The organism is Helicobacter sp. MIT 03-1614 (assembly GCF_000762925.2).
GTDB lineage: Bacteria > Campylobacterota > Campylobacteria > Campylobacterales > Helicobacteraceae > Helicobacter_C > Helicobacter_C hepaticus.
In genome coordinates this window covers 82030-104759 of the sequence record NZ_JRMS02000007.1, presented here as the reverse complement: position 1 = coordinate 104759, position 22730 = coordinate 82030, and the positions used below count along the sequence as shown (strand labels likewise).

The 22730-nt window shown below is 35.6% G+C and carries 24 protein-coding genes; 13 read left to right on the top strand and 11 right to left on the bottom strand.

Annotation, left to right across the window (positions count from 1 at the left end; genetic code table 11):
* Positions 1 to 2 precede the first annotated feature (2 nt).
* The 6 genes from panC to LS66_RS06425 are packed head-to-tail and all read right to left on the bottom strand — an operon-like array spanning position 3 to position 4042.
* A complete protein-coding gene (gene panC, locus LS66_RS06450; protein WP_081947933.1) occupies positions 3 to 836 on the bottom strand; it encodes a pantoate--beta-alanine ligase in 834 nt (277 codons plus the stop codon).
* A 43-nt stretch (positions 837 to 879) separates the two neighbouring features.
* On the bottom strand, positions 880 to 1587 hold the full coding sequence (gene pyrF / locus LS66_RS06445) for an orotidine-5'-phosphate decarboxylase (protein WP_034365721.1): 708 nt from the start codon (positions 1585 to 1587) through the stop codon (positions 880 to 882).
* Entirely contained in the window at positions 1588 to 2061 is a 474-nt protein-coding gene (gene nusB / locus LS66_RS06440) for a transcription antitermination factor NusB (RefSeq protein ID WP_034365723.1), read from the bottom strand.
* 10 nt (positions 2062 to 2071) lie between these two features.
* Positions 2072 to 2542 (bottom strand): 6,7-dimethyl-8-ribityllumazine synthase, encoded by a 471-nt coding sequence (ribH, locus tag LS66_RS06435; protein ID WP_011114881.1) that lies wholly within the window; start codon positions 2540 to 2542, stop codon positions 2072 to 2074.
* Positions 2543 to 2571: 29 nt separating this feature from the next.
* Entirely contained in the window at positions 2572 to 3384 is an 813-nt protein-coding gene (kdsA, locus tag LS66_RS06430) for a 3-deoxy-8-phosphooctulonate synthase (RefSeq protein ID WP_011114882.1), read from the bottom strand.
* A gap of 10 nt (positions 3385 to 3394) precedes the next feature.
* The gene (locus tag LS66_RS06425) at positions 3395 to 4042 is read right to left on the bottom strand and encodes a carbonic anhydrase (RefSeq protein ID WP_011114883.1); all 648 of its coding nucleotides are present in this window, start codon (positions 4040 to 4042) and stop codon (positions 3395 to 3397) included.
* A 147-nt stretch (positions 4043 to 4189) separates the two neighbouring features.
* On the opposite strand from LS66_RS06425, the gene LS66_RS06420 reads away from it, so the two are divergent.
* Positions 4190 to 4870: a DedA family protein gene (locus tag LS66_RS06420; protein ID WP_034365724.1), complete on the top strand. Its 681-nt coding sequence runs from the start codon at positions 4190 to 4192 to the stop codon at positions 4868 to 4870.
* Positions 4871 to 4900: 30 nt separating this feature from the next.
* Here LS66_RS06420 and LS66_RS06415 read toward each other — a convergent pair whose 3' ends face one another.
* Positions 4901 to 5377 (bottom strand): ankyrin repeat domain-containing protein, encoded by a 477-nt coding sequence (locus LS66_RS06415; protein WP_011114885.1) that lies wholly within the window; start codon positions 5375 to 5377, stop codon positions 4901 to 4903.
* The gene (locus LS66_RS06410) at positions 5378 to 6814 is read right to left on the bottom strand and encodes a catalase (RefSeq protein ID WP_011114886.1); all 1437 of its coding nucleotides are present in this window, start codon (positions 6812 to 6814) and stop codon (positions 5378 to 5380) included.
* 170 nt (positions 6815 to 6984) lie between these two features.
* Here LS66_RS06410 and ribA point away from each other — a divergent pair, with 170 nt between their 5' ends.
* The 7 genes from ribA to LS66_RS06375 all read left to right on the top strand — a co-directional run bounded on the left by ribA (position 6985) and on the right by LS66_RS06375 (position 13654).
* Positions 6985 to 7569 carry a GTP cyclohydrolase II gene (gene ribA / locus LS66_RS06405; protein ID WP_011114887.1) on the top strand — a complete coding sequence of 195 codons (585 nt, stop codon included), beginning with the start codon at positions 6985 to 6987 and terminating at the stop codon, positions 7567 to 7569.
* 36 nt (positions 7570 to 7605) lie between these two features.
* Positions 7606 to 8856 carry a molybdopterin molybdotransferase MoeA gene (locus tag LS66_RS06400; RefSeq protein WP_034365727.1) on the top strand — a complete coding sequence of 417 codons (1251 nt, stop codon included), beginning with the start codon at positions 7606 to 7608 and terminating at the stop codon, positions 8854 to 8856.
* Positions 8857 to 8901: 45 nt separating this feature from the next.
* The gene (locus LS66_RS06395) at positions 8902 to 9126 is read left to right on the top strand and encodes a MoaD/ThiS family protein (protein ID WP_011114889.1); all 225 of its coding nucleotides are present in this window, start codon (positions 8902 to 8904) and stop codon (positions 9124 to 9126) included.
* Positions 9126 to 9587: a molybdenum cofactor biosynthesis protein MoaE gene (locus LS66_RS06390; protein WP_034365728.1), complete on the top strand. Its 462-nt coding sequence runs from the start codon at positions 9126 to 9128 to the stop codon at positions 9585 to 9587. The genes LS66_RS06395 and LS66_RS06390 overlap by 1 nt, the downstream gene beginning before the upstream one ends.
* Entirely contained in the window at positions 9571 to 10134 is a 564-nt protein-coding gene (gene mobB, locus LS66_RS06385) for a molybdopterin-guanine dinucleotide biosynthesis protein B (protein ID WP_011114891.1), read from the top strand. Before LS66_RS06390 ends, mobB begins: the two co-directional genes overlap by 17 nt.
* A gap of 8 nt (positions 10135 to 10142) precedes the next feature.
* Positions 10143 to 10673 carry a molybdopterin adenylyltransferase gene (mog, locus tag LS66_RS06380; RefSeq protein ID WP_034365739.1) on the top strand — a complete coding sequence of 177 codons (531 nt, stop codon included), beginning with the start codon at positions 10143 to 10145 and terminating at the stop codon, positions 10671 to 10673.
* 230 nt (positions 10674 to 10903) lie between these two features.
* Positions 10904 to 13654: a BspA family leucine-rich repeat surface protein gene (locus LS66_RS06375; RefSeq protein WP_161594734.1), complete on the top strand. Its 2751-nt coding sequence runs from the start codon at positions 10904 to 10906 to the stop codon at positions 13652 to 13654.
* 163 nt (positions 13655 to 13817) lie between these two features.
* Here the strand turns inward: LS66_RS06375 and LS66_RS06370 are convergent, their stop codons facing one another.
* Positions 13818 to 14702: an ankyrin repeat domain-containing protein gene (locus LS66_RS06370; RefSeq protein ID WP_052057454.1), complete on the bottom strand. Its 885-nt coding sequence runs from the start codon at positions 14700 to 14702 to the stop codon at positions 13818 to 13820.
* Positions 14703 to 14882: 180 nt separating this feature from the next.
* Between LS66_RS06370 and moaC the strand changes: the two genes are divergently transcribed.
* Both moaC and rmuC read left to right on the top strand, forming a co-directional pair.
* Positions 14883 to 15362, top strand: a complete 480-nt coding sequence (gene moaC, locus LS66_RS06365) for a cyclic pyranopterin monophosphate synthase MoaC (RefSeq protein WP_011114895.1) — start codon at positions 14883 to 14885, stop codon at positions 15360 to 15362.
* Positions 15363 to 16733 carry a DNA recombination protein RmuC gene (rmuC, locus tag LS66_RS06360; RefSeq protein ID WP_034367366.1) on the top strand — a complete coding sequence of 457 codons (1371 nt, stop codon included), beginning with the start codon at positions 15363 to 15365 and terminating at the stop codon, positions 16731 to 16733.
* Here rmuC and LS66_RS06355 read toward each other — a convergent pair.
* Positions 16730 to 18316: a phosphoethanolamine transferase gene (locus LS66_RS06355; protein ID WP_034367363.1), complete on the bottom strand. Its 1587-nt coding sequence runs from the start codon at positions 18314 to 18316 to the stop codon at positions 16730 to 16732. The two genes, rmuC and LS66_RS06355, sit on opposite strands and share 4 nt — an antisense overlap.
* A gap of 59 nt (positions 18317 to 18375) precedes the next feature.
* Positions 18376 to 18693, bottom strand: a complete 318-nt coding sequence (gene trxA, locus LS66_RS06350) for a thioredoxin (RefSeq protein ID WP_011114898.1) — start codon at positions 18691 to 18693, stop codon at positions 18376 to 18378.
* Positions 18694 to 19049: 356 nt separating this feature from the next.
* Between trxA and LS66_RS06345 the strand changes: the two genes are divergently transcribed.
* From LS66_RS06345 to cybH, 3 genes are read left to right on the top strand one after another with little or no spacing between them, the layout of a single operon-like run.
* Complete coding sequence (locus LS66_RS06345) at positions 19050 to 20210, top strand: hydrogenase small subunit (protein ID WP_034367361.1); 1161 nt, start codon at positions 19050 to 19052, stop codon at positions 20208 to 20210.
* Between the two features lie 10 nt (positions 20211 to 20220).
* Complete coding sequence (locus LS66_RS06340; protein WP_034367358.1) at positions 20221 to 21951, top strand: nickel-dependent hydrogenase large subunit; 1731 nt, start codon at positions 20221 to 20223, stop codon at positions 21949 to 21951.
* 10 nt (positions 21952 to 21961) lie between these two features.
* Positions 21962 to 22726: a Ni/Fe-hydrogenase, b-type cytochrome subunit gene (gene cybH, locus LS66_RS06335; RefSeq protein ID WP_011114901.1), complete on the top strand. Its 765-nt coding sequence runs from the start codon at positions 21962 to 21964 to the stop codon at positions 22724 to 22726.
* The last annotated feature ends 4 nt before the right edge of the window (positions 22727 to 22730 follow it).

Sequence of the window (22730 nt, the reverse complement as noted above, 5' to 3'; positions counted from 1 at the left end):
CCCTAAATCCATAAATTATCAAGCAAACGGGTTTGTCCCACTTTTGCAGCAATTAAAAATATACTTTCATTCTCCACAATATGGGTAATAGACTCAAGTTTATGATTACAAAATTGTGCATAAAAAAGTGTAATATCCTCACTTTGCAAAGATTGTAAAGCAATCTCCCTAAGTGTGGCAACTTCTCTCTCTCCTTGAAGAATCCGCTTTTTTACAAGCTCAATCGTGCGGGGGATACACAAAGCTTTTTGTCTCTCACTCGCACTTAAATAGATATTGCGCGAACTTAAAGCTAAACCATCGCTATCTCTTTGTATTGGACAAGGCACAATATGAATATCAAGAAATAAATCACGCACCATTTTTTGCAAAATAAGCACTTGTTGTGCGTCCTTTTGTCCAAAATATGCCCTATGAGGCTTAATCAAACAAAAAAGTTTAAGCACAATTTGTAAAACACCTGCAAAGTGTGTTGGACGATCAAATCCTTCTAAGATGTATCCCATTTTCTTTGGCGCAGAGAATCCTACCTCATCATCTTCATACATATCGTCTACACTTGGGGCAAAAATTGCACTTACACCTACTCTCTCACAAAGTGCTATATCTGCTTCTAATGTGCGTGGATAAGCACCAAAATCCTCATTCGCTCCAAATTGCGTGGGATTGACAAAAATAGAAACTATTGTGTAGTCATTCTCTGCCAACGAGGCTTTCATAAGGCTTAAATGCCCCTGATGAAGCGCACCCATTGTGGCTACAAAGCCTATTGTTTTATCATTTGCTATTCCTGCACGATAATGCCTCATCTCACAAATGCTCTGTATAACTCTCACTTTTGCTCCATTGATATTATTTTTGCTTTCTTCATTGATAGCACTATCTTTTATCTTTAAAAACCAAGATTCTCTCCACTACGCTAAGTGGATTTTCGTCTTTATAAATTGGACGCCCAATAACAACAAAATCACTCATTGCTTCTCTCGCTTCTTGCAAGTTTGCCACTCGCTTTTGGTCATTCGCACTCTCGCCAAAAGGACGAATGCCAGGTGTAATAGTTAAAAATGTGCTACAAGTTGCCTTTTTTATTGCTAAACTCTCCTGCACTGAACACACTACCCCATCAATCCCTGCCTGAAATGCTAAAGAAGCAAGTTTGAGTGTGTGGGAAAAAAGTGAAGCATTGTAAATCTCCATAAAACTCTCATTATCAAAGCTTGTGAGCGCACTTACACCTACAATTAAGGGCATATTACTTTGATTTTCTTTAAGCTTTGCAATAGTCCTCATTGCTTCAAATCCACAGCTTGTATGAATGGTAAGCATATCAATGCCAATTTTTTGTATCTCTATAATCGTCTCAAGCATTGTATTTGGAATATCATAAAGTTTTAAATCAAGGAAGATTCTATAATCGCCGTATTTTTTAAGCTTTTCTATACCTTTTATGCCATCACGCACAAAGCTTCTTAAACCAACTTTAAGCCATATATCGTGTTTTTGACATTGAGAAAGAGAATCTAATGCTTGAAGCAACATAAGATTATCTTGCAAATGTGGATTATCAAGGGCAATACACAATTTCATTTAAGATTCCTTGCCTAAGGCGTCATTTATAATATCTTGTGTTTTGCTGCAATCTTCACTTTTTTTATTTTTTGTATGTGCCTTACTGAGCGCATCAAGCACACCATTAATAAAACGTGGTGCATTATCTTCGCCACCATACATTTTTCCAAGCTCCACTGCTTCATTGATTATTACAGGTGTATCCGTTTCTGTATAAAGAATTTCAAAAGCTCCAAGTCTTAGCATCGCGCGCTCCATTCCACCAAGTCGTGAAAATTCCCATTCCTTTAAATAGGGAGTGATGCACAAATCAATCTGAGAAAGATGCTCTATCACACCTTGCAAAAGTGAAAAAGCAAAATCTTGCTGCTTATTTTTAATCTTTTTTTCCTCAAGCATACTCCGCGCAATTTCAATGATACTTTCATTTCCTAAATCATAGGCATAAAGCATACCAATAACTGCCTCTCGTGCCTGTGTGCGTGTTGCCATAAATTACTCTTTAAGCTCCAATTTTACGATAGAGATTGATAAGCTCAATGAGACTAGCCATTGCTTCAAAGCCCTTATTTCCAACCTTTGTTCCAGCACGTTCAATAGCTTGTTCAATACTATCAGTTGTAAGAACACCAAAAGTTACAGGTGCGCCATATTTAAGCGTAACATTCGCTATGCCTTTAGTCGCCTCTGCAGAAACATAATCAAAATGTGGTGTAGAGCCTCGTATCACTGCACCCAAACAACAAATACCATCATACTCGCCTTGTGAGAGAATCTTTTGTAATGCAAATGGAATCTCATACGCACCAGGAACAAGCACCAAATCAAGCAAATCATCGCGTCCGCCGTGTCGCACAAAACAATCTTTAGCGCCTTCTACCAATCTATCTGTAATCAAATGATTAAAGCGAGAACTAATAATTGCAATTCTCTCATCACCTATAAGCTGTAATTTACCCTCAATAATGTTCATTATTCACTCCTCTTGACTGATTTTAGAATCTATTTGCCATTTTTATGTTGTGTAAGATTTTCAATATCATACAACTGCTCTATAAGTGGAATAAGTGCATTTGTTTGCACCATATTTGGTCCATCACTTAAAGCTTCTTTTGGATTTAGATGTGTTTCCATAAAAAATCCATCTACACCTACTGCAGCCGCAGCTCTAGCGAGATAAGGCACAAATGAGCTATCTCCTCCACTTTTACCTCCTGCTGCACCGGGCATTTGCACACTATGCGTAGCATCAAAAATCACAGGTGCAAAAGAGCGCATTATCACCAAAGAGCGCATATCAACGACAAGATTCCCATAACCAAAAGTGCTCCCACGCTCTGTAAGCCATATACCATATTTTTGCGACTGCTCATAGGTAGCTTGCGTACCTCCACGCGTTTTAATTGCCTTTAATACGCTATGTTGCATATCGGAAGGATTCATAAATTGCCCTTTTTTGATATTCACAATGCGTTCAGTTTTTGCTACCTCAACTATTAAATCTGTTTGACGACACAAAAATGCAGGGATTTGTATCACATCTGCTACTTTTGCAATATGCTTTGCTTGATAGCTTTCGTGTATATCAGTAATAATTTTATATCCAAATTGTTTTTTAATTTCAGAAAGTAATTCAAGTCCTTTTTCTAACCCAGGTCCGCGATAGCTCTCTAAACTCGTGCGATTTGCCTTATCAAAACTTGCCTTAAAATAAAAATCAATATGTGCCTTTTCACTCAAAGGCTTTAATGCCTGCGCTACTGCACTTAGTGCTTCATAACTTTCAATTACGCAAGGTCCGCTCATTAAAATCATTTTCTCTCCTTTATGATTTAATTTTATTAATTGGCTTAAATTCGCGTTGTATCATATTATAATTAAGAATCTCTCCTGTTTCAATAATATAATACCACCCATAAATATTAAGCTCTCCTCTATCAAAACGCTCTTCCACAAAAGGATAAGTCATTAGATTCTCAAGCTGATGTTCAATATTAACCTGCTCCATAAGCCACCTACGCTTTGCCTTTGAGCCGGGTTTAAGTGCATCAACTTTTTGTTTAACCGGCTCTAAAAGTTCAATCCACTTTTTGACATAAGGCGCTTTTTCTAGCTCCTCTGGTGGTTCATAAATAGCAGAACACGCACCACAATCACTATGCCCACAAATAATAACATTTTTAATGCCCAAAATGCTCAGCGCATATTCAATACCCGAAGTCGTTGCTAAATATCCTCCACGTATGCCTTTATCGCTTCCAAGATAGGGTGGGACAATATTTCCCATATTGCGTATGACAAACAAATCTCCAGGTAAAGAATTTGTGATAAGATTTGGCACAACACGAGAATCTGTGCAAGTAATAAGCAATGTATGAGGCTCTTGTCTTTTTTTAAGACTTTCATAAAGCTCTTTATGCTCATTAAAATCTTCCTCACGAAACTTGATTGCCCCTTCAAATAACTCTTTCATACCTCTTTTTCCCCTTGTGTTTAATCTATGTCTTATACTTTCACTTCTATAGATTCTAAATTAATTAAAAAAGTATGGCATTATATCAAACTAAAATAATGACGAGATATTTATAAAATAAATTTATTGACTTAATGGAGTAAAAGTTTGGGAACGCTACTTGGAAATATTATCAATAGTATTGTAGAAATTGTAGGTAATTTAGGCTATACAGGGATTTTTATAATGATGTTTTTAGAATCAAGTTTTTTTCCCTTCCCCTCTGAAGTAGTAATGATACCCGCTGGATATTTAGTTTTTAAAGGTGAAATGAATGCCATTATCGCTGTGATTTGTGGCATTGCTGGTTCTCTTGCAGGTGCGTTATTTAATTATTACATTGCACTCAAATTTGGAAGAGATTTTCTTATCCGCTATGGCAAATATGTATTTTTTACAGAATCTACAATGCAAAAAATGGAGGCTTTTTTTATTAAACACGGACCAATGAGCACATTTGTAGGAAGACTTATTACAATTATAAGACAATACATCTCTCTTCCTGCAGGACTTGCAAGAATGAATCTTGCAAAATTTTGTCTTTATACATCTCTTGGTGCTGGGATTTGGGTTATTATCCTCACACTCATTGGATATTATGCAGGTGTATGGTTTGGCACAGATATGAGTGTAGATTCTATAATCCACGCTTTTACTTCCACCACTCCAACCACGCAAGAAATAGAGCTTAAAAATATAGTCAAACAAACAGGATTATATACACTCGGCTTTGTAATACTATGTTTAGTAGGCTATATATGTTATTGGCGTATTCAAAAACAAGCATAATCAAGAGAGCATCAATGCAGTGCAATAAATTTAAAAATGGAATTTCTTAATGCCTAAGAAAAAAAGACTGATTTTTTGCATAAAAGTAAGTTTGTTTTGAGAATATTTAAGCAAGAGGCGAAGAATATTTTTTCGCCTAAAAAGACACGCACAAGTAATGGGTGTTAGCCCCATACCATTATTTTCATTAGGATTTGCCCCAAAGGCAAGAAGCAATCGCGCCATTTCATCATAACCTTTAAAACATACACCTGCAAGAGGCGTTTGATTCTTATCATTTTTCTTATCAACCAAAGCGCCTCTTTCAAGGAGTATTCTTGCTGCTTCAAGGTTATTATGATATGCGGCTAACATAAGGAGCGTATTGCCTTGATGATTAGCAAGATTCACATTCAATCCCGCATTAAGCATTATCTCTAAAGAATCTACATCATTATTTCTTGCACATTCAAAAGCATATTGACATAGCTCTTCAAGTTTATGCTCTTCCTCTGGCGTAAATTTCACTTATAACCCCAAAAGCTCTGCTACTCTCTTGCCATACGCTTTATCTGCTTTTTTAAAGTGCTCAAGCTGACGTTTTTTAATTTCATCTGGCACACCTTCCATTGATTCTTTAATATTTTGACATAATGCTTCTTTTTGCTCTGCAGTCATCAAGCGATACAAATCTCCTGCTTGCACAAAATAATCATCTTCATATTCGCGATGGTCATATTTATACATTACATCACCCTCTTGCACAAAAAGTGGTGGTTCAAGTGCGTTTTTATCTTCAACATAATCATTAAAATAACTTGGCTCATAATTGCGTCTATCGCCAAACTGACCTTGCTGCATAAAACCATCACGATGTGTATTATTCACAGGCACAATAGGCGCATTTACAGGAAGTTGAGTGTGATTAATGCCTAAGCGGTATCTTTGTGTATCTCCATAACTAAAAAGCCGCCCTTGCAATACTTTATCGGGGCTATATCCTACTCCGGGCACAATATTTGCAGGATTAAAAGCTGCTTGTTCTACTTCTGCAAAATAATTCTCTGGATTCTTATTGAGTTCTAAAATCCCCACTTCAATAAGCGGATAATCTTTATGACTCCATACTTTTGTTAAATCAAAAGGATTAAAACGATAGTTTTCCGCCTCTTTTTCGCTCATTACTTGGATACAGAATCGCCATTTAGGGAAATTACCCTTTTCAATATTTTCAAACAAATCTTTTTGATGAGATTCTCTATCTTTGGCGATAACTGCCTCTGATTCTTTATTAGTAAGGTTATGAATGCCTTGCAAACAAACAAAATGGAATTTCACCCAAAAGCGCTCGTTTTTAGCATTGATAAAGCTATATGTGTGGCTACCAAATCCGTGCATTTCTCGGTAACTTCGTGGAATACCCCTATCACTCATTAAAATCGTTACTTGATGTAAGGATTCTGGGTGCAAACTCCAAAAATCCCACATTGCCGTAGGGCTTTTCATATTTGTCTTAGGGTCTCGTTTTTGCGTATGAATAAAATCAGGGAATTTAATCGCATCTTTAATAAAAAACACAGGTGTGTTATTACCTACAATATCCCAATTTCCTTCATTTGTATAAAGCTTGAGTGCAAAACCACGCACATCACGCTCTGCATCTGCTGCTCCTCGCTCACCTGCCACCACAGAAAAACGCAAAAATGCTTTTGTTTTTTTGCCCACTTTGTTAAAAAGTTCTGCTTTTGTGTATTGAGTAATATCATTTGTAATTGTTAATTCACCATATGCTGCACTTCCTTTAGCGTGCACCACTCTCTCTGGGATTCTCTCTCTATCAAAATGTGCAAGTTTTTCTAAAAGCCAAGTATCTTGTAAAAGTGTAGGTCCCTTTTTGCCTGCTGTAATTGAGTTTTGATTATCACCTAATGGTGTGCCTGTTGCTGTCGTAAATTTCTTTGACATCGTATCTCCTTAATATATAAAATTTGTATTGAGTAATGATATTAGCTAAAAATAATTAATAGATAATAATTATTAATTAATAAAAATTAATAAAATAAATTAAGATTTAACAAATTATTTTACAATGTGCTTCACAAAAACTCTCTGCTATATTATCAAAAGGAAAGATAATGAAATATGAAATATCAGAACAAGCCAAACTTCCTACGCGTTTTGGTAACTTTTTTACTAAAAGTTTTCGTGAATATGGGAAAAATAACACTCTTTTTGAACATCTTGTAGTTTTTACACATACACTTGGAGAAACTCCTCTTGTAAGGATTCACTCTGAATGTCTCACAGGCGATGTTTTTGGCTCAAAAAAATGTGATTGTGGTAATGAACTTGCCTTAGCAATGGAACAAATTGCGCACAATACCGAAGGTGGAATGCTTATTTATTTGCGTCAAGAAGGACGTGGTATTGGATTATTTAATAAAATTAATGCTTATGCCCTGCAAGATAAAGGCTATGACACAGTGGAGGCAAATCAACAACTCGGATTTGCAGGTGATATGCGTAGTTACGAAATTGTAGGAGAAATTTTTAAACATTTTCATATTACACACATCAATCTTCTTACAAATAATCCGCGTAAAATAGACGCATTAGCACCTTATGCAAAAGTTGTGCGTCATAGCATTATCACGCCAAGCAATCCCCATAATCAAGCATATTTGGAAGTCAAAAAACAAAAGCTTGGGCACTTGCTCTAATGCGTAGGGCAAGGATTGAAATTTAAAAGGAGAAATATGGCAGCTTATCCCACACTCATAAGCTATGAGGAAGCATTAGAAATTTTGCAAAACCTCCCCATTAAACCCCTTGGCACACAACAAGTGCATTTCAAAAATGCACTTCATAGAATCTGCGCACAAGATATATGCGCACCGCAGGATTATCCTGCTTATCCTACTGCAGCAATGGACGGCTATGCAATCATTTTTGAAGACTTGCCCCTGCTCCTCTCTCAAGGTTTAAAAATCCTCCCACCAAATAAAGCAGGGAATCCTACACGTCCAACTCTTGAAAAAGGCTATGCAATCAAAACTTTTACCGGCTCTTTAATGCCTATAAATGCCGATACACTTATCATTGTAGAGCATATCACACTTAAAAATAATAGAATCTTCCTCAATGTGCCTAAAGAACAAGTGTGTAAATCTCAATGGATTCGGCAAGTGGGTGATAATTATAAAAAAGGTGAAATCTTGTTGCGTAAAGGCGATAAAATCGGTGCTTTTGAAATTGGTTTGCTCGCTGAACTGAATTGTAATTTTATTCAAGTCTATCAAAAAGTACGTGTAGGCGTGATATGTGTAGGTGATGAGATTGTTGAAGTAGGCGCAATGAGTGAGCATACAAATATGGTCCGAAGTGTAAATACTCATCTTTTAGAATCTTTACTTTTAGAAATGAATCAAGAGCCTATTATCTATCCTATTCTTAAAGATGATAAAGCGCTGATTAAAGCTACTTATGAACAAGCGCTTAAAGAATGTGATGTGCTTCTTAGTGCTGGAGGTATGAGTAGGGGGGATTACGATTACACCCAAGAAGTAATAAAAGAACTTACACAAATACAATTTAAAGGTGTGCGACTAAAGCCGGGCAAACCTGTAACTTGCGGTATATTTTGTAATGCTAATAAAACAACTTTTGTGCTTGGGTTGCCCGGATTCCCAAATTCGTGTGCAATAACTTTTCTACTTTTTGGCTCCTTCATTCTTGCGCGATTACAAAATAACATCTATAAACCCATAACACTTCAAGCAAAGCTCCTTGAAGATGTATATCGCACAGATTCTCGTATGGAATTTCGTGCCTGTGAGCTTATAAATGATAATGGCACACTTGGGGTTAAATTTAGCACTAAAAAATCCTTGCAAAGTTCAATGATTAATAATCTCACACATAATACTGCCCTCGCGCTTCTTACAGAAAATGGCAGTAACTTACAAGCAGGAGAATCTATCCAAATAATGCTCTTAAATCAGTTTTAACTTTAGCTTTGCTATGCTTTTTAGAATCTAAACAAGGAGAGAGAGATGATTAGAGTTGATTTTTTAGGTCCAATGAGCGATATTCCCTCGCGCGAATTAGAAGCACGCACACTTTATGAGCTCAAAGAGATTCTCAACCAAGACGAGACATTGCGTTCGTGGCTTGATATTAGTGCTGTGGCAGTCAATGATGAAATTATTGAAGACCTCTCCTATCCTCTTTCTTATGGCGATAAAGTGGCACTTCTTCCTCCTGTATGCGGTGGCTGATGCTCAATCTTTATAAAGGAGCATTGCCTACTTGTGAGATTTATACCAAATGGGAGAATCTCGCCCAAAGCAAAAATGCTGGAGCATTGAGTATTTTTACGGGTATCGTGCGTGCAGAAAATAACATAAGCGCATTAAGTTTTGATATATATGAGCCGCTTTTACGCAAATGGTTTGATAAATGGCAACAAAAAGCGCAGAATCATTTTGATACATATATTTGTATGGCTCACAGCGTAGGCGATGTGCTATGCGGACAAAGCTCTTATATGTGTGGCATTATCTCCGCACAACGCAAAGGTGTGCTTGGTATATATGAAGACTTTATAGAGGATTTTAAAGCAAATGCACCTATTTGGAAATATGATGTTATCAATCATCAAAGAATCTATGCCAAAGAACGCAGCAAACCTTTGCAAGGTAGCGGTATTTTAGGTAGCCAAAATGACACATCATTCTAAACTCACGCACACGCCCATTATCTTTGCCTTTAGTGGAAAAAGTAATAGTGGCAAAACGACACTTATTTGCAAACTCTGTGAATATTTAAAGCCAAAGGCAAAGGTTGCTGTGATTAAGCACGACCCAAAAGATAAGGCTATTTTTGATACACAAGGCAAAGATTCTTATGAGTTTTTTCAACGCTCTAGCGCAGTAGCCCTGCTCTCCCCTACTCGCACGATTTTACAAATAAAGCATAATGAAAATTCTCAAAACACGCAAGAAATAGAATCTAATGCTCTATTTAGAGTATTAAAGCAATTTAAAAGCTATGATTATATATTTATTGAAGGGCTTAAAACTTTGCCTTTTCCACGCATTGTGATAGCAAGAGAGCATATAGAATCTTCATATATTCCTTATGCAAATGCTTTTGCTATTGATGAGAGTGTCAAAAACACCCATATTCTCCCCTCTAATTTGCCTATTTTTAATCTCAACGATGTGGGGCAAATTGCAGCATTTATCAATGCTTATCCCAAATCTACTTCATTTAAAGGAGCATAATGCAAAATATGCACACTATCAAAATAGGCATTTTGGTTTCAAGTGATAGAGCCTCTCAAGGTGTATATGAGGATATTTCAGGCAAAGCAATACAAGAGGTTTTAAATGAGTTTATTTTAAATCCTTGTGAATATCACTATCACATCATTAGCGATGAGCAAGAGTTAATAGAAAAAAACCTCAAGCTTTTAAGCGATAAAAAAGGTTGTGATTTAATCGTTACCACAGGTGGCACAGGACCAGCCAAAAGAGATGTAACCCCAGAAGCGACACAAAATGTGTGTGAAAAAATGCTGCCCGGCTTTGGGGAGCTTATGCGGAGTGTAAGCCTCAAATATGTCCCAACAGCGATTCTTTCTCGTCAAAGTGCGGGGATTCGCGGAAAAAGTCTTATTATCAATCTGCCGGGTAAGCCTAAAAGCATTAGAGAATGCTTAGAAGCCGTATTTCCTGCTGTGCCTTATTGCATTGATTTAATTGAGGGAGGCTATATCCACGCTAATACTGCTAATATCCACATTTTCCGCCCTAAAACATAAATTATTTAAATAGTAAATGCAAATTTTAATTAAAAAATGTTACTTCAATACCGAACAAAAAAACTTATTTCATAACCTAAACTTATTTTTTTTTTTTTTGTTAGAATACAATGTTTTATATCAAAATTTATGGAATCAATGATTAAAGATTCTAAAAATATCTTTAAGGAGAGCAAATGCAAAACACACAAGAAAAGATAGTAACTTATGAGGAAATTCAAAAAAACACTATGCTTAAATGGTTTTTTGATAGCAAAATTAAGCATACTGCAGATGATGAGTTTTTTAAAGCATGGCAGGAATATATAAAAAATGAGGATATGGAAAGGATATATCTATTAGAACCTTTAGAAGATAAAAGTGTAAAAAAGCTGCATTGGAGCGATAGGCTGACAATGGCACAATTCATATTCCTTCATCCTGTATATTTTTCTTATGAATATTATGAGTTTATTTTGCAATTTATTCACGATAAAAAATATTTAAATATTCTGCTTTATCTTTTGTGTATAAGTAAAAAAAACCAATTAGAAGAAGTAAAAAAAGTTATTTTGCTTCTAGTGGATAAAGGTGCAAATTTAAATACTTTATTTTACAATAGAGATATAGACCGACGCGAATTTGAACCACTTGTTTTTGATCTCGTTTCTGATTATAAATATCAAGACAAAAAACAAAAGCCTAAGCAGCTTGAGCTTTTACGCTTTCTTTTAGAGATTGGAGCTGACCCTAATATAAAAAATATTGGAGGAATGAATTTATTACACTATGCAGTATATACTGATAGTAGTTTTACACAAGTAGTCATAGAGAGTGGTAAGATAAAAGACATCAATGAAAGGGTTGATAAATACAGAACAGACATGTATAGAGATGAAACAGCATTACATATTGCGGTTTTTGATAAACAATTAAGCACTGTAAAAGCACTCATTAATGCAGGAGCTGATGTTAATGCTATCAATAAGTGGGGAGAAACTCCACTAGAAATGAGTGAAAGCCAAAGCATAAGCAAAATCATTCAAAAAGCAGGTGGAAAAACTCTTGTAGAGCTTTTAGAAAGCGAAGAAAAAGCAAAAAATTGTAAAAATTCTATATGGGAAGAAAGTGAAAAAATAGGTAAAAACAAAAGAGAAAACGAAATCATATTTCAACAAAATGCAATCTACTATGATACAATCCATAATGAACCTCTTTGGAAGATTTTTATAGAAGTAAGTGACGAATATCTTGAAAAATTAAATCCGATTTATTATATATATACCAAAAAAGATTTAGAAAAACTAAAAAGCGGCGATAAATACAAGCCAAACAAAAGAGATGAGTTAAAGGCTTTAATAAAAGATGAAAGTATAAATTTAAAAGATATTGATATAAGTCTCATTACAGATATGAGTTTTGTTTTTTCTGATAGTGAAAGGAAAGATTTTAGCGGAATAGAAGATTGGGATATGAGTAAAGTTACTAATACAAACTATATGTTTTACAATGCTAAAAACTTTAACCATCCGTTAAACAAGTGGGATATGAGTAATGTTAGCAGTATGAAAGGTATGTTTTATGAAGCCCAGTCTTTTAACCAACCCTTAGACAAATGGGACACAAGAAATGTTACAAATATGAGTGAAATGTTTTATTATACACGGTCTTTTAATCAACCATTAGAATCTTGGAATGTATCCAATGTTAGAAATATGAGTGGTATGTTTTATAGAGCTGAGTCTTTTAACCAACCCTTAGATAAATGGGACACAAGCAATGTTACAAATATGAGTGATATGTTTCATAAAGCTTTATCATTTAACAAGCCTTTAGAAAACTGGAATGTATCCAATGTCAGAAATATGAGTGGTATGTTTTATGGAGCTCAGTCTTTTAACCAACCCCTAGATAAATGGGATACTTCTAATGTTACAAATATGAGTGATATGTTTCGTAAAGCTTTATCATTTAACGAGCCTATAGAAAGCTGGGATGTATCCAATGTTAGAGATATGGGCGGTATGTTTGGTGAAACAGATGTATTTAACCAGCCATTAGATAAATGGGACACAAGCAATGTTACAAATATGAGTGACATGTTTTACAAAGCTGAAAAATTTAATCAACCTTTAGAAAGCTGGAATGTTTCTAATGTTGCAAATATGAGAAATATGTTTAGTGAAACAGATTTATTTAATCAGCCAATAGAAAACTGGGATGTATCCAATGTTAGAGATATGGGTAAAATGTTTGATAATGCTAAAAAATTTAATCAGCCTTTAGAAAGCTGGAATGTTTCTAATGTTAGAAATATGTATTGTATGTTTAATGAAACTTCATTATTTAATCAACCATTAGCTAAATGGGATATAAAAAGCGTTGAAAATATGAAATGTATGTTTTCTGAGGCTAAATCATTTAATCAAAATCTTGATACTTGGGATCTCTCTAAAGTGAAAAATAAAGAATTTATTGCTGATAGAAAAAAAGTAAAGCTTAACATTCCCACAAAACAAAGCAGTGCAAATGAAAAGCTTTTAAAAGCAATTCTTCGTTCAAATGTGGATAATTTCCATAAAGCAATTAAAGCGGGAGCAAATATTAATGAACCTATTGAAGTGATAGAAGATTATGACGACTGTGAAGAATATGAGGGATGCAGTTTTCTAGCTGTAGCACTTGATAAGGCACTTTATCATCTCACTTACTTTAATCATGGCAAAAAAGGGAAATTTAATAAAGAAAAATATGAAAAAAAATATGCAAAAGCTTTTGAGATTTTAAATACTTTAAAATCTTTAAATCCTGATGAGAGTGGCATAGAATGTAGTGCAGCTGATAGACTAAACTCTATCATAGAAACAAGAGATATGGAGCTTTATGATGACCCTGCCGCATATGGGTATGCAGATTTTGAAGATAAAATGAGTGAAGATGAATGGTTAGCATGTGACCCTGTAAAAGAATATTTGGAAAGCTTGGAGAAAGAGTATGAATAGGTTTTAAGTATGTGGATTCTATCAATAAAGCTTCTTTAAATCCAAAAAAGTTAAGCCCATAAAATTGAAGGAAGCCAATGATAGATTTAATCCTTACACTAAACCTTTTGAAACTCTTTGATATGAAATCGCACTTTGGCAAAGTTGATTTTTATGTTTTCGTTCATTTTTTGATTTCCTTTGTAGATTTGTTTATAGTTTTATCCGCTTTTGATTCTCTTGCCTTTTTTATAGTATCACTTACAAGTTTTGAGTATTCTTCAATGATTCTATTTCTTTCATCTTCAGGCATGGTGCTTTCAACAAGCTCTCTCTGCGGTAGTTTAAATTTCCTTTCAATTTGAGCTGAAGTCATTGCCCCTGCGTCTTTGAGAAGCTTTTTGTTTCTAGCTCCTTGTGCTACATCTAAGGGAGTGCCTATTAGTGCATAAGCATTGACATTTGCCCCAAGCTCTATTAAAAGCTGAGTAGTTTTGTAGGCTTCAGGTTTTACTTTTACTGCTGCAAATAAAGGTGTTTGTCCGCGTTTATCTCTTGCATCTACCTTTGCTCCTGCTTTTGTAACCGCAATTTCAATTGATTTATAATCATTACACATAGCCCACCAATGCATAGGAGTCCAGCCGCTATGATCTTTTCTTTCATCTCTTTTCTCACAAGTTAAGCCCTTATCTACAAGATATTTGATGACATTCTCATCTTCGCCACCATTTTCAAAGATATAATCTGTCAAGGTATTCTCTCCACGTTTAGTGTGGAAATCAATCCTTAGTCCCCACTCTTGTAAAAACTCTATCATTGCAGGGTCCTTATATTTCTCATACGCCACTGCTGCTTTCGCAAGGACACGTTCTACTTGAAATAAATAGAACCTGTCTTTGTCTTCGTCTTCAATATGCTCCTCATAAAAACTCTCTTTTAAGGGATACTCTTGTAAAAATGCTTTTACCTTTTCTATCTCATTTGTTAAAACGAGTGCAAATAACTCTTCTTGAAGAGCATTTCTTTGCTCCATATTCATTGCCTTAATTTCTGCTAGTGTTTTCATTGTGTCTCCTTTTAAAGTCAATTTCACCAAACCTTATAGGTTATTTTTTTTTTTTTTGTAATACTATACTATTTTAATTTTGATATAAATTAAAATAGTATTAAATTGTGTAAGCGATATAAACCAAAATTGATATAATGCTATATTTAGATTCTATAAACTTTATTTTTAAGGAATAGTATGCAGCTTACACATCTCAATAAACAAAACAATCCAACAATGGTTGATGTGAGCGATAAACATATCACTACACGTGAGGCTTATGCAAGCGGTGTTATCTCAATGAGCGAGCAAGCTTTTGAATCTGCTATAAATCACACAGGAAAAAAAGGTCCTATTACACAAACAGCGATTATTGCCGCTATTATGGGGAGTAAAAAAACAAGTGAAATTATCCCTATGTGCCACCCGCTTATGATAAATAAAATCAATGTGGATATAACCCCAAATCCCGCTGAACACTCTATCACACTTGGTGTTTTAGTCAAATGTGAGGGTAAAACAGGTGTAGAAATGGAAGCGCTCACGGGTGTGAGTATCGGGCTTTTAACAATCTATGATATGCTTAAAGCCATTGATAAGTCTATGGTTATAAGTGATATTGCTCTGCAATCAAAAAGCGGTGGTAAAAGTGGCGATTTTGTGCGTGAGGATTCTTAAATGTTACTTCATATCTCTACCCTACTTCTTATTATATGTGCAAGTTTTGTTTTGAGTGGTGGCAGTATATGGTTATGGCTTCATCATCGCTTTAAAAAAAAGCAATCTCAACTTATCGCTACTCATAATGCTACTACACAATCTCTACAAATACAAATCCAAAATCTTGAAAAGCACATTCAAACACTTAGCCTTGAATACGCTCAAGCCACAACTACGCTCCAAATGATAGAATCTTCTCATACCCAGCGACTTAACGATATGCAAAAAGTATGTGAAGCACGATTATTAGAGGAAAAAACACGCTCTGAACATATGATTCACACACTTAAAGAGCAATTTTATCACACACAAGAGGAACAAGATAAAAACAAAGAAGAGCTAAAAAATGCTTTTAAAGCTATAAGTGCGGATATTTTGCGGCAAAATACCCAAAGCTTCAATCAAATGCAACTCCTCTCACTCCAACCTTTGCGAGAAGAAATCACAAGATTCACAAAGCAATTAAACGATAATCATACCGCTACGCTTACACAACACACTGCCCTACAAACACAAATTGAGCAATTAAGCAAACTCAATGTGCAGCTTTCAAATGACGCACATAATCTCACAAATGCTCTCAAAGGTAGGAATAAGGCACAAGGAAATTGGGGTGAAATCATCTTGCAACGCGTATTTGAAAATAGTGGTTTGCAAGAGGGACGAGAATATGAGCTGCAAATAAGTATGCGTGATGAACAATCACAAATACTCCGCCCTGATGCGATTGTTAAATTACCCAAAAGTGGTAATGAGCAGAGATGCGTGATTGTGGATTCTAAAACTTCGCTTGTAGCATACGAAAAATTATGCAATGCTCAAAATGAAATGCAAAAATTAAGTGCGCAAAAAGAATTAGCACACTCCATACAAACGCATTTTAACAATTTGAGTGCCAAAAATTATCATCAATATTTGCAAGGGCAAAAGCTTGATTTTGTGCTGATGTTTATTCCTATTGAGGGAGCATTTTTAGAAGCAATGCAGTATGATTCTACGCTTTATGATAGAGCATACCAAAAAGGTGTGGTGCTTGTCTCCCCTACTACGATTATGGCAGTGCTAAAAATTATTCATAATTTATGGCAGATTGAATACCGCGATAAAAATATCAACAAGATATTTAATGAAATTAAAAAACTTTTTGAACGTATTGAAAAATTTGAAAATGTGCTAGAGCAACTTGGACGCAATATTGATACAATGAGAAAAACTTATGATGATGTAATGACTAAATACAATGGAAAACAAGGCATTGCCCCTAAGAGCAAGGATATTGATAAGCTCCTCAAAGGCACGGAGATACTTCAAATAGAAGAGGGGCGTTAGGGCATTATATCAAGGGCTTGCTGATAATCTTGCGTGTGAATACCAAGTATATGCAACAATGTATGAAACACATAATCGTGGCTTAAATGATGATTTATACGCTCCCGCGCTTTAGCAGGAGCATTTTCCCACCCTGTGCTAAACCACATAATTGAAGGAATATGCTTTTGATACTTTGGAGCAAGAGTATAACCTAGCCCTCCGTGCATATATTGCCCTAGTTCCCCTAAACTCTCTCCGTGATCACTTACATACCATAGCATAGAGCGCATATCATCTACCTTTTGGAGATTCTCTATCATTTGAGCTAATATCCAATCGCTATATACAAGCGAATTATCATAAGCATTTATAATCTCCTCATAAGTGCATTTTGAAAGCTCCTTTTCCTCACACACAGGGGTAAATCGCGTCCAATCTGGTGGATAGCGCTTACTATAAGATGCTCCGTGGCTTCCATATTGATGCACGACAATAAAGGTATTTTGCCTCATCTTATGCGCATTTGCAATAATGTTTTTTATATCGGGAAGCATAACGCTATCAAGGCTATCAGTTGGATAAATTATAGTGTGCTTAATATTTCTATCACAACCCCCCACGCATTTACCACCATTATTGCCCAAATACCACACTTCATATCCTACACTTTGAGCTATATCAAGGATATTATTGATATATAAAGAAAGATTCCGATTCGTATAAGTCTCTTGGGTGTAATTTGTCAGCATACAAGGCACAGAAATAGCTGTAATTACGCCACAGGAATAAAATTCTTTAAAACTTATTACATTAAGTGTGTTTGTATAAGGATTTGTAGGCTTTACATAGCCATTAAGAGCAAAATTTGCACTTCTTGCACTCTCACCAATAACAAATACAACAATCTGTGGTGGTATCTCTTTAGCTAAAGTTGCATCTTTGGCGATAAGAGTAGGAACAAAACTTTGCTTTTCCTGTGAATGTTGGATATAAAGAAATAAAGAACGAATAGGTGCAATAGGATTGAGTATCTTCTCAAGTTTCTTTTGCGCTTTAAACACAAAAACAATGTCCTTGCCCCATAATCCATAACTTCCCCCAATAAGCATACTTAATATTATAATAAATACAATTTTTTGGGTAAATGCGCGAACAAAAGGCTTTTTTTTGAGTTTAATAAAGGTAAGCAAAACAATAGGAAATACGCCAAATAATAAAATATATTTAATAAGTCCGAAACTCATTAAATCAAAAGCCTCGTCTATATGTGTTTCAAATATGCTTTGGATAATATCCTCATCAAATGCAACACCCAAAGAATCCATATAGAATCCGCACACACTACACAATAATAGCACTATACCTATTACATATTTCACACTTAAACGCAGACTTATTATCTCAAAAGCTAAAGCCAAAATCAAAATATGTATTACACCATTTAGCCATACAAGATAATCAAAACCCACTTGGTGCGCAGTAGTATTAAAAGTAGTATTAAAAAAATGATTAAGACAAAAAACAATAAAAGCGCTACTTAAGAGAATAAGGAGGTGATAATTAAGATAAAGTCGAGGGAATGTTTTAAAATATTTTAGCATATAAAACTATATGTATTGCTTATCTTGAAACTCCGCTTAAAGCGAAGTCTCTAAAGATTCTAAAGAATCGAATCAAGCTTTTGTCGAATAACTTGCTCTGGCATTGCGCCTGTAACTTGGTCTTTAATTTCCCCATCTTTCATAAATAAGATTGTAGGAATATTTCTAATACCAAATCGTTTTGATAACTCTCCTTGCTCATCAACATTAACTTTGCAAATTTTTGCTTTACCTTCATATTCATCTGCAAGTTTATCTATTACCGGAGAAAGCATCTTGCAAGGATTGCACCAAGGTGCCCAAAAATCCACCAATGCTACGCCACTTAAAGCCTCTGTATCAAAGTTATCATTAGTTAATTCTTTATATTTAGCCATAACAAACTCCTTTGTTGTCATTTTAAGATATATTTTAAATCTGCTACTCCCCCAAAATATAACCTTTTCCTAAAGGCAACTTAAAGTCATAGTAGTATTTAAAATCCAAAATATTATACACTGCTTTATTCAATAAAAAATTTACTGGACAATAAAATTTATAATTTTGCTTTATTTTTTAAAAATATTTCAAAAAGCAAAATAAAACATCAAGATTTTTAAAAATTAGAGTTTGGCTACTTTTAGTAATTTGAAATAAAACAATCAAAGCATTTTATAAACAATTATAAACAAAATCTCAAATTTAATGTAAAATACTATTGCTTAACAACAAAAATCATAAGGAAAGGGTTTTTATGAAAACACAAGATGCATACCAAGAGTTGTTTAAAAAGGCTTCCCAAAGGCTTGATGAACTCTCCAAGCTTCCTGCTCATAATGCAGAAAAAGACTTATTACAAGAATTAGAATCTAAAGGATTCTCTCGCCGTGATTTTATGAAATGGTCAGGAATGATGACAGCTGCATTAGCTTTACCCGCAACTTTTGCCCCGCTCACTGCTAAAGCTGCAGAAGTTGCTAATCGTCTCCCTGTGGTATGGTTACATATGGCAGAATGCACAGGTTGTAGTGAAAGCTTACTTCGCGGTGATGCGCCGAGCATAGATTCTTTAATCTTTGATTATATAAGCCTTGAATACCACGAAACCGTTATGGCTGCTTCAGGTTGGCAAGCCGAACATAATCTTGAAAATGCCATCGAAAAATATGCTGGGCAATATATTTTAATGGTAGAAGGCGGTATCCCCAAAGGCAGTAGTGAGTTTTATCTCACTATCGGAGGACACGCTCGCACAGGTGCAGAAGAAGCACGACACGCAGCAAAAGGCGCAAAAGCAATTTTTGCCATTGGCACTTGTTCAAGCTTTGGCGGTGTCCAAGCTGCACATCCTAACCCAACAAATGCTGTGCCTCTTAGCGAAATTACCAACCGCAGTGTCATTAATGTGCCTGGTTGTCCGCCAAGTGAAAAAAATATTGTAGGAAATGTGTTGCATTTTATCCTTTTTGGCTCACTTCCTTCACTCGATGCATATAATCGTCCAACTTGGGCTTATGGACTAAGAATCCACGATTTATGCGAACGTCGAGGACGTTTTGATGCAGGACAATTCGTTCAACATTTTGGCGATGAAAATGCACAAAAAGGCTACTGCCTTTACAAAGTAGGCTGTAAAGGACCTTATACTTTTAACAATTGCTCAAAATTAAGATTTAACCAACATACAAGTTGGCCTATTCAAGCGGGACACGGCTGTATAGGTTGTAGTGAGCCTCATTTTTGGGATACAATGAACCCATTTGAAGAGCCTATAGGCAATCGTCTTTATGCAACAAGTTTTAATGGAATGGGCGCAGACAAAACGGCAGATACAATCGGCGCTGTAGTGCTCGGGGCTGCAGCCATAGGTATTGCCGCACACGCAATTATTAGTTCAACACAAAATGCAAAATAAGGGGTAGAATATGACAAAACGTATTATTGTAGATCCAATTACAAGAATTGAAGGGCACTTACGAATTGAGGTTATTGTTGATGAAAATAATGTGATACAAGATGCGTTCTCAACTTCAACATTATGGCGTGGTTTAGAGACAATCGTTAAAAATCGCGATCCACGTGATGCAGGTTTTATCGTTCAAAGAATCTGCGGTGTATGTACTTATTCCCACTACAAAGCAGGAATTACTGCTGTAGAAAATGCGCTAGGGATTAAGCCTCCACTCAATGCTATCCTTACACGCACTTTAATGAATATTTCTCTTTTTTTACACGACCACGCTGTGCATTTTTATACCTTGCACGGACTTGATTGGTGTGATATTACTTCTGCATTAAAAGCTGATTGCGCTGCTGCTGCAAAACTTGCTTTCAAATATAGCCCAAATCCTATCTGCACTGGTGAAAATGAACTCAAAGCTGTGCAAGAAAAAGTAAGCACTTTTGTTAAACAAGGTGCGCTTGGACCATTTGCTAATGCGTATTGGGGACACAAAACTTATCACTTTACTCCAGAGCAAAATCTCATTGTTCTCTCGCATTATCTTAAACTCCTTGAAGTGCAACGTGTCATTGCACAAATGATGGCAATTTTTGGTGCAAAAAATCCACATCCACAAAGTCTCACTGTAGGTGGCGTAACTTCTGTTATGGATATTTTAGACCCAAGCCGTTTAGGCGAATGGCTTACTAAGTATAAAGAAGTTACTGAATTTATCAATCGCGCATATTGGGCAGATATTATTATGGCAGCCGAAGCTTACAAAAATGAAGATTCTGTATTAAAAGGTTGTGGAGTTAAAAACTTTATCAGCTTCCAAGAAATGCAAGTAGGACCTGAAGAGTGGCTTTTTAGTAGTGGAATCATAAAAGATGGTGATTTAAGTAAAGTATATCCTATTGATGAGAGCAAAATCACAGAAGAAGCTATACATTCGTGGTATGAGGATAATCAGCCACTCCACCCCTATGATGGCAAAACAAATCCTCAATACACAGGCTTTAAAGACGCCCAAACTATTGGACCTGATGGTAAGCTTATAGATTCTAAAGTTATTGACGAAAATGGCAAATATTCGTGGATTAAATCTCCTCGTTATGATGGCGAACCTATGGAAGTTGGACCGCTTGCAAGTGTGCTAGTAGGTTATGCAAGTGGAAACAAAGCTATTGTTGATATTGTAAATGAACTTCTTAACGTTACGGGCTTGCCTAAAGAAGCTCTTTTTAGCACTCTTGGTAGAACTGCAGCACGTGCTATTGAATGTAAAGTTGTCGCAGACCACGGCATAAAAGCTTTCAATACACTTGTTGCCAATATTGCCTCTGGAGATAAAAATACTTGTGCACCTTATAGTATTGATAAAAACAAAGAATACAAAGGACGCTTTATCGGTAATGTGCCTCGAGGAATGCTTAGCCACTGGGTGCGTATCAAAAATGGTGTTATTGAAAACTATCAAGCTGTTGTGCCTTCAACTTGGAATGCAGGACCACGTGATGCTAATGGTAAAAAAGGACCCTATGAAATGAGCCTTATTGGCACACAAGTCAAAGATATTACTCAACCGCTAGAGATTATTCGTCATATTCATTCATTTGACCCGTGTATTGCCTGCGCAGTGCATGTTATGGACACAAAAGGTAATGAACTAAGTCAATATAAGGTAGAGCCATCATTTGCAAGACTACGATAAAGGAGGCGATATGAATACAAATAAAATTGAAATGTTTAAAAAAGAGCTTCATATGCACGAAGAGTTTTCTGGGCTCACACGCATATTTCACTGGCTAAGAGCACTATGTATCTTTACACTTATTGCTACAGGATTCTATATCGCTTATCCTTTTATTATGTCAAATCCTGATACGACACAAGCTACTTTGCAAGGAAGTATACAAGGGCAAGTTGTTATTGAACAAAGTATGGGTGCGGTAAGCACTTCTTACTTGCAAGGTTATATCAGAAGTGTGCATTTGATTATGGGTTTTGTGCTTATTGCTATCTCATTTTTTAGAATCTATCTTTTTTTCTTTGACAAAAAATCTCTGCCTGAGAGAATCTCGCTTAACCAAGCACTACAACCTAAAATATGGATAGCCCAAATTAAAACCTATATGTTTATAGGCAATCATCCTCATATTGATGGAACTTACAATCCTATACAATTTGTAACCTATTTATGCCTTGGCATACTCGTATTCCTTATATCTCTCACGGGAGTTGTGCTTTATTATAATGTTTATAATAATGGACTTGGAGCAATTTTAGAATTTTGCTTTAAATGGGTAGAGGTGCTTTGTGGAGGATTATCAAGTGTGCGGAATCTGCATCATATTTTTACTTGGGCGATTATCATCTTTATTCCAGTGCATATTTATTTTGCAGTATGGAATTCAATTAAATACCCAAATGGTGGTGTAGATGCTATTGTAAGCGGTATACGCTACACTGATGAAGTAAAAGTTTAAGGCT

Excerpts from the sequence above, each read along its gene's own strand:
- LS66_RS06395 (WP_011114889.1), top strand. The coding sequence starts at position 8,902 with ATGATTAGAGTTGATTTTTTAGGTCCAATGAGCGATATTCCCTCGCGC.
- moaC (WP_011114895.1), top strand. The coding sequence starts at position 14,883 with ATGCAGCTTACACATCTCAATAAACAAAACAATCCAACAATGGTTGAT.
- LS66_RS06425 (WP_011114883.1), bottom strand. The coding sequence starts at position 4,042 with ATGAAAGAGTTATTTGAAGGGGCAATCAAGTTTCGTGAGGAAGATTTT.
- rmuC (WP_034367366.1), top strand. The coding sequence starts at position 15,363 with ATGTTACTTCATATCTCTACCCTACTTCTTATTATATGTGCAAGTTTT.
- LS66_RS06355 (WP_034367363.1), bottom strand. The coding sequence starts at position 18,316 with ATGCTAAAATATTTTAAAACATTCCCTCGACTTTATCTTAATTATCAC.
- LS66_RS06375 (WP_161594734.1), top strand. The coding sequence starts at position 10,904 with ATGCTTAAATGGTTTTTTGATAGCAAAATTAAGCATACTGCAGATGAT.
- LS66_RS06340 (WP_034367358.1), top strand. The coding sequence starts at position 20,221 with ATGACAAAACGTATTATTGTAGATCCAATTACAAGAATTGAAGGGCAC.
- pyrF (WP_034365721.1), bottom strand. The coding sequence starts at position 1,587 with ATGAAATTGTGTATTGCCCTTGATAATCCACATTTGCAAGATAATCTT.
- nusB (WP_034365723.1), bottom strand. The coding sequence starts at position 2,061 with ATGGCAACACGCACACAGGCACGAGAGGCAGTTATTGGTATGCTTTAT.
- ribH (WP_011114881.1), bottom strand. The coding sequence starts at position 2,542 with ATGAACATTATTGAGGGTAAATTACAGCTTATAGGTGATGAGAGAATT.
- kdsA (WP_011114882.1), bottom strand. The coding sequence starts at position 3,384 with ATGATTTTAATGAGCGGACCTTGCGTAATTGAAAGTTATGAAGCACTA.
- cybH (WP_011114901.1), top strand. The coding sequence starts at position 21,962 with ATGAATACAAATAAAATTGAAATGTTTAAAAAAGAGCTTCATATGCAC.
- LS66_RS06410 (WP_011114886.1), bottom strand. The coding sequence starts at position 6,814 with ATGTCAAAGAAATTTACGACAGCAACAGGCACACCATTAGGTGATAAT.
- trxA (WP_011114898.1), bottom strand. The coding sequence starts at position 18,693 with ATGGCTAAATATAAAGAATTAACTAATGATAACTTTGATACAGAGGCT.
- ribA (WP_011114887.1), top strand. The coding sequence starts at position 6,985 with ATGAAATATGAAATATCAGAACAAGCCAAACTTCCTACGCGTTTTGGT.
- LS66_RS06370 (WP_052057454.1), bottom strand. The coding sequence starts at position 14,702 with ATGAAAACACTAGCAGAAATTAAGGCAATGAATATGGAGCAAAGAAAT.
- mobB (WP_011114891.1), top strand. The coding sequence starts at position 9,571 with ATGACACATCATTCTAAACTCACGCACACGCCCATTATCTTTGCCTTT.
- LS66_RS06390 (WP_034365728.1), top strand. The coding sequence starts at position 9,126 with ATGCTCAATCTTTATAAAGGAGCATTGCCTACTTGTGAGATTTATACC.
- LS66_RS06400 (WP_034365727.1), top strand. The coding sequence starts at position 7,606 with ATGGCAGCTTATCCCACACTCATAAGCTATGAGGAAGCATTAGAAATT.
- mog (WP_034365739.1), top strand. The coding sequence starts at position 10,143 with ATGCACACTATCAAAATAGGCATTTTGGTTTCAAGTGATAGAGCCTCT.
- LS66_RS06345 (WP_034367361.1), top strand. The coding sequence starts at position 19,050 with ATGAAAACACAAGATGCATACCAAGAGTTGTTTAAAAAGGCTTCCCAA.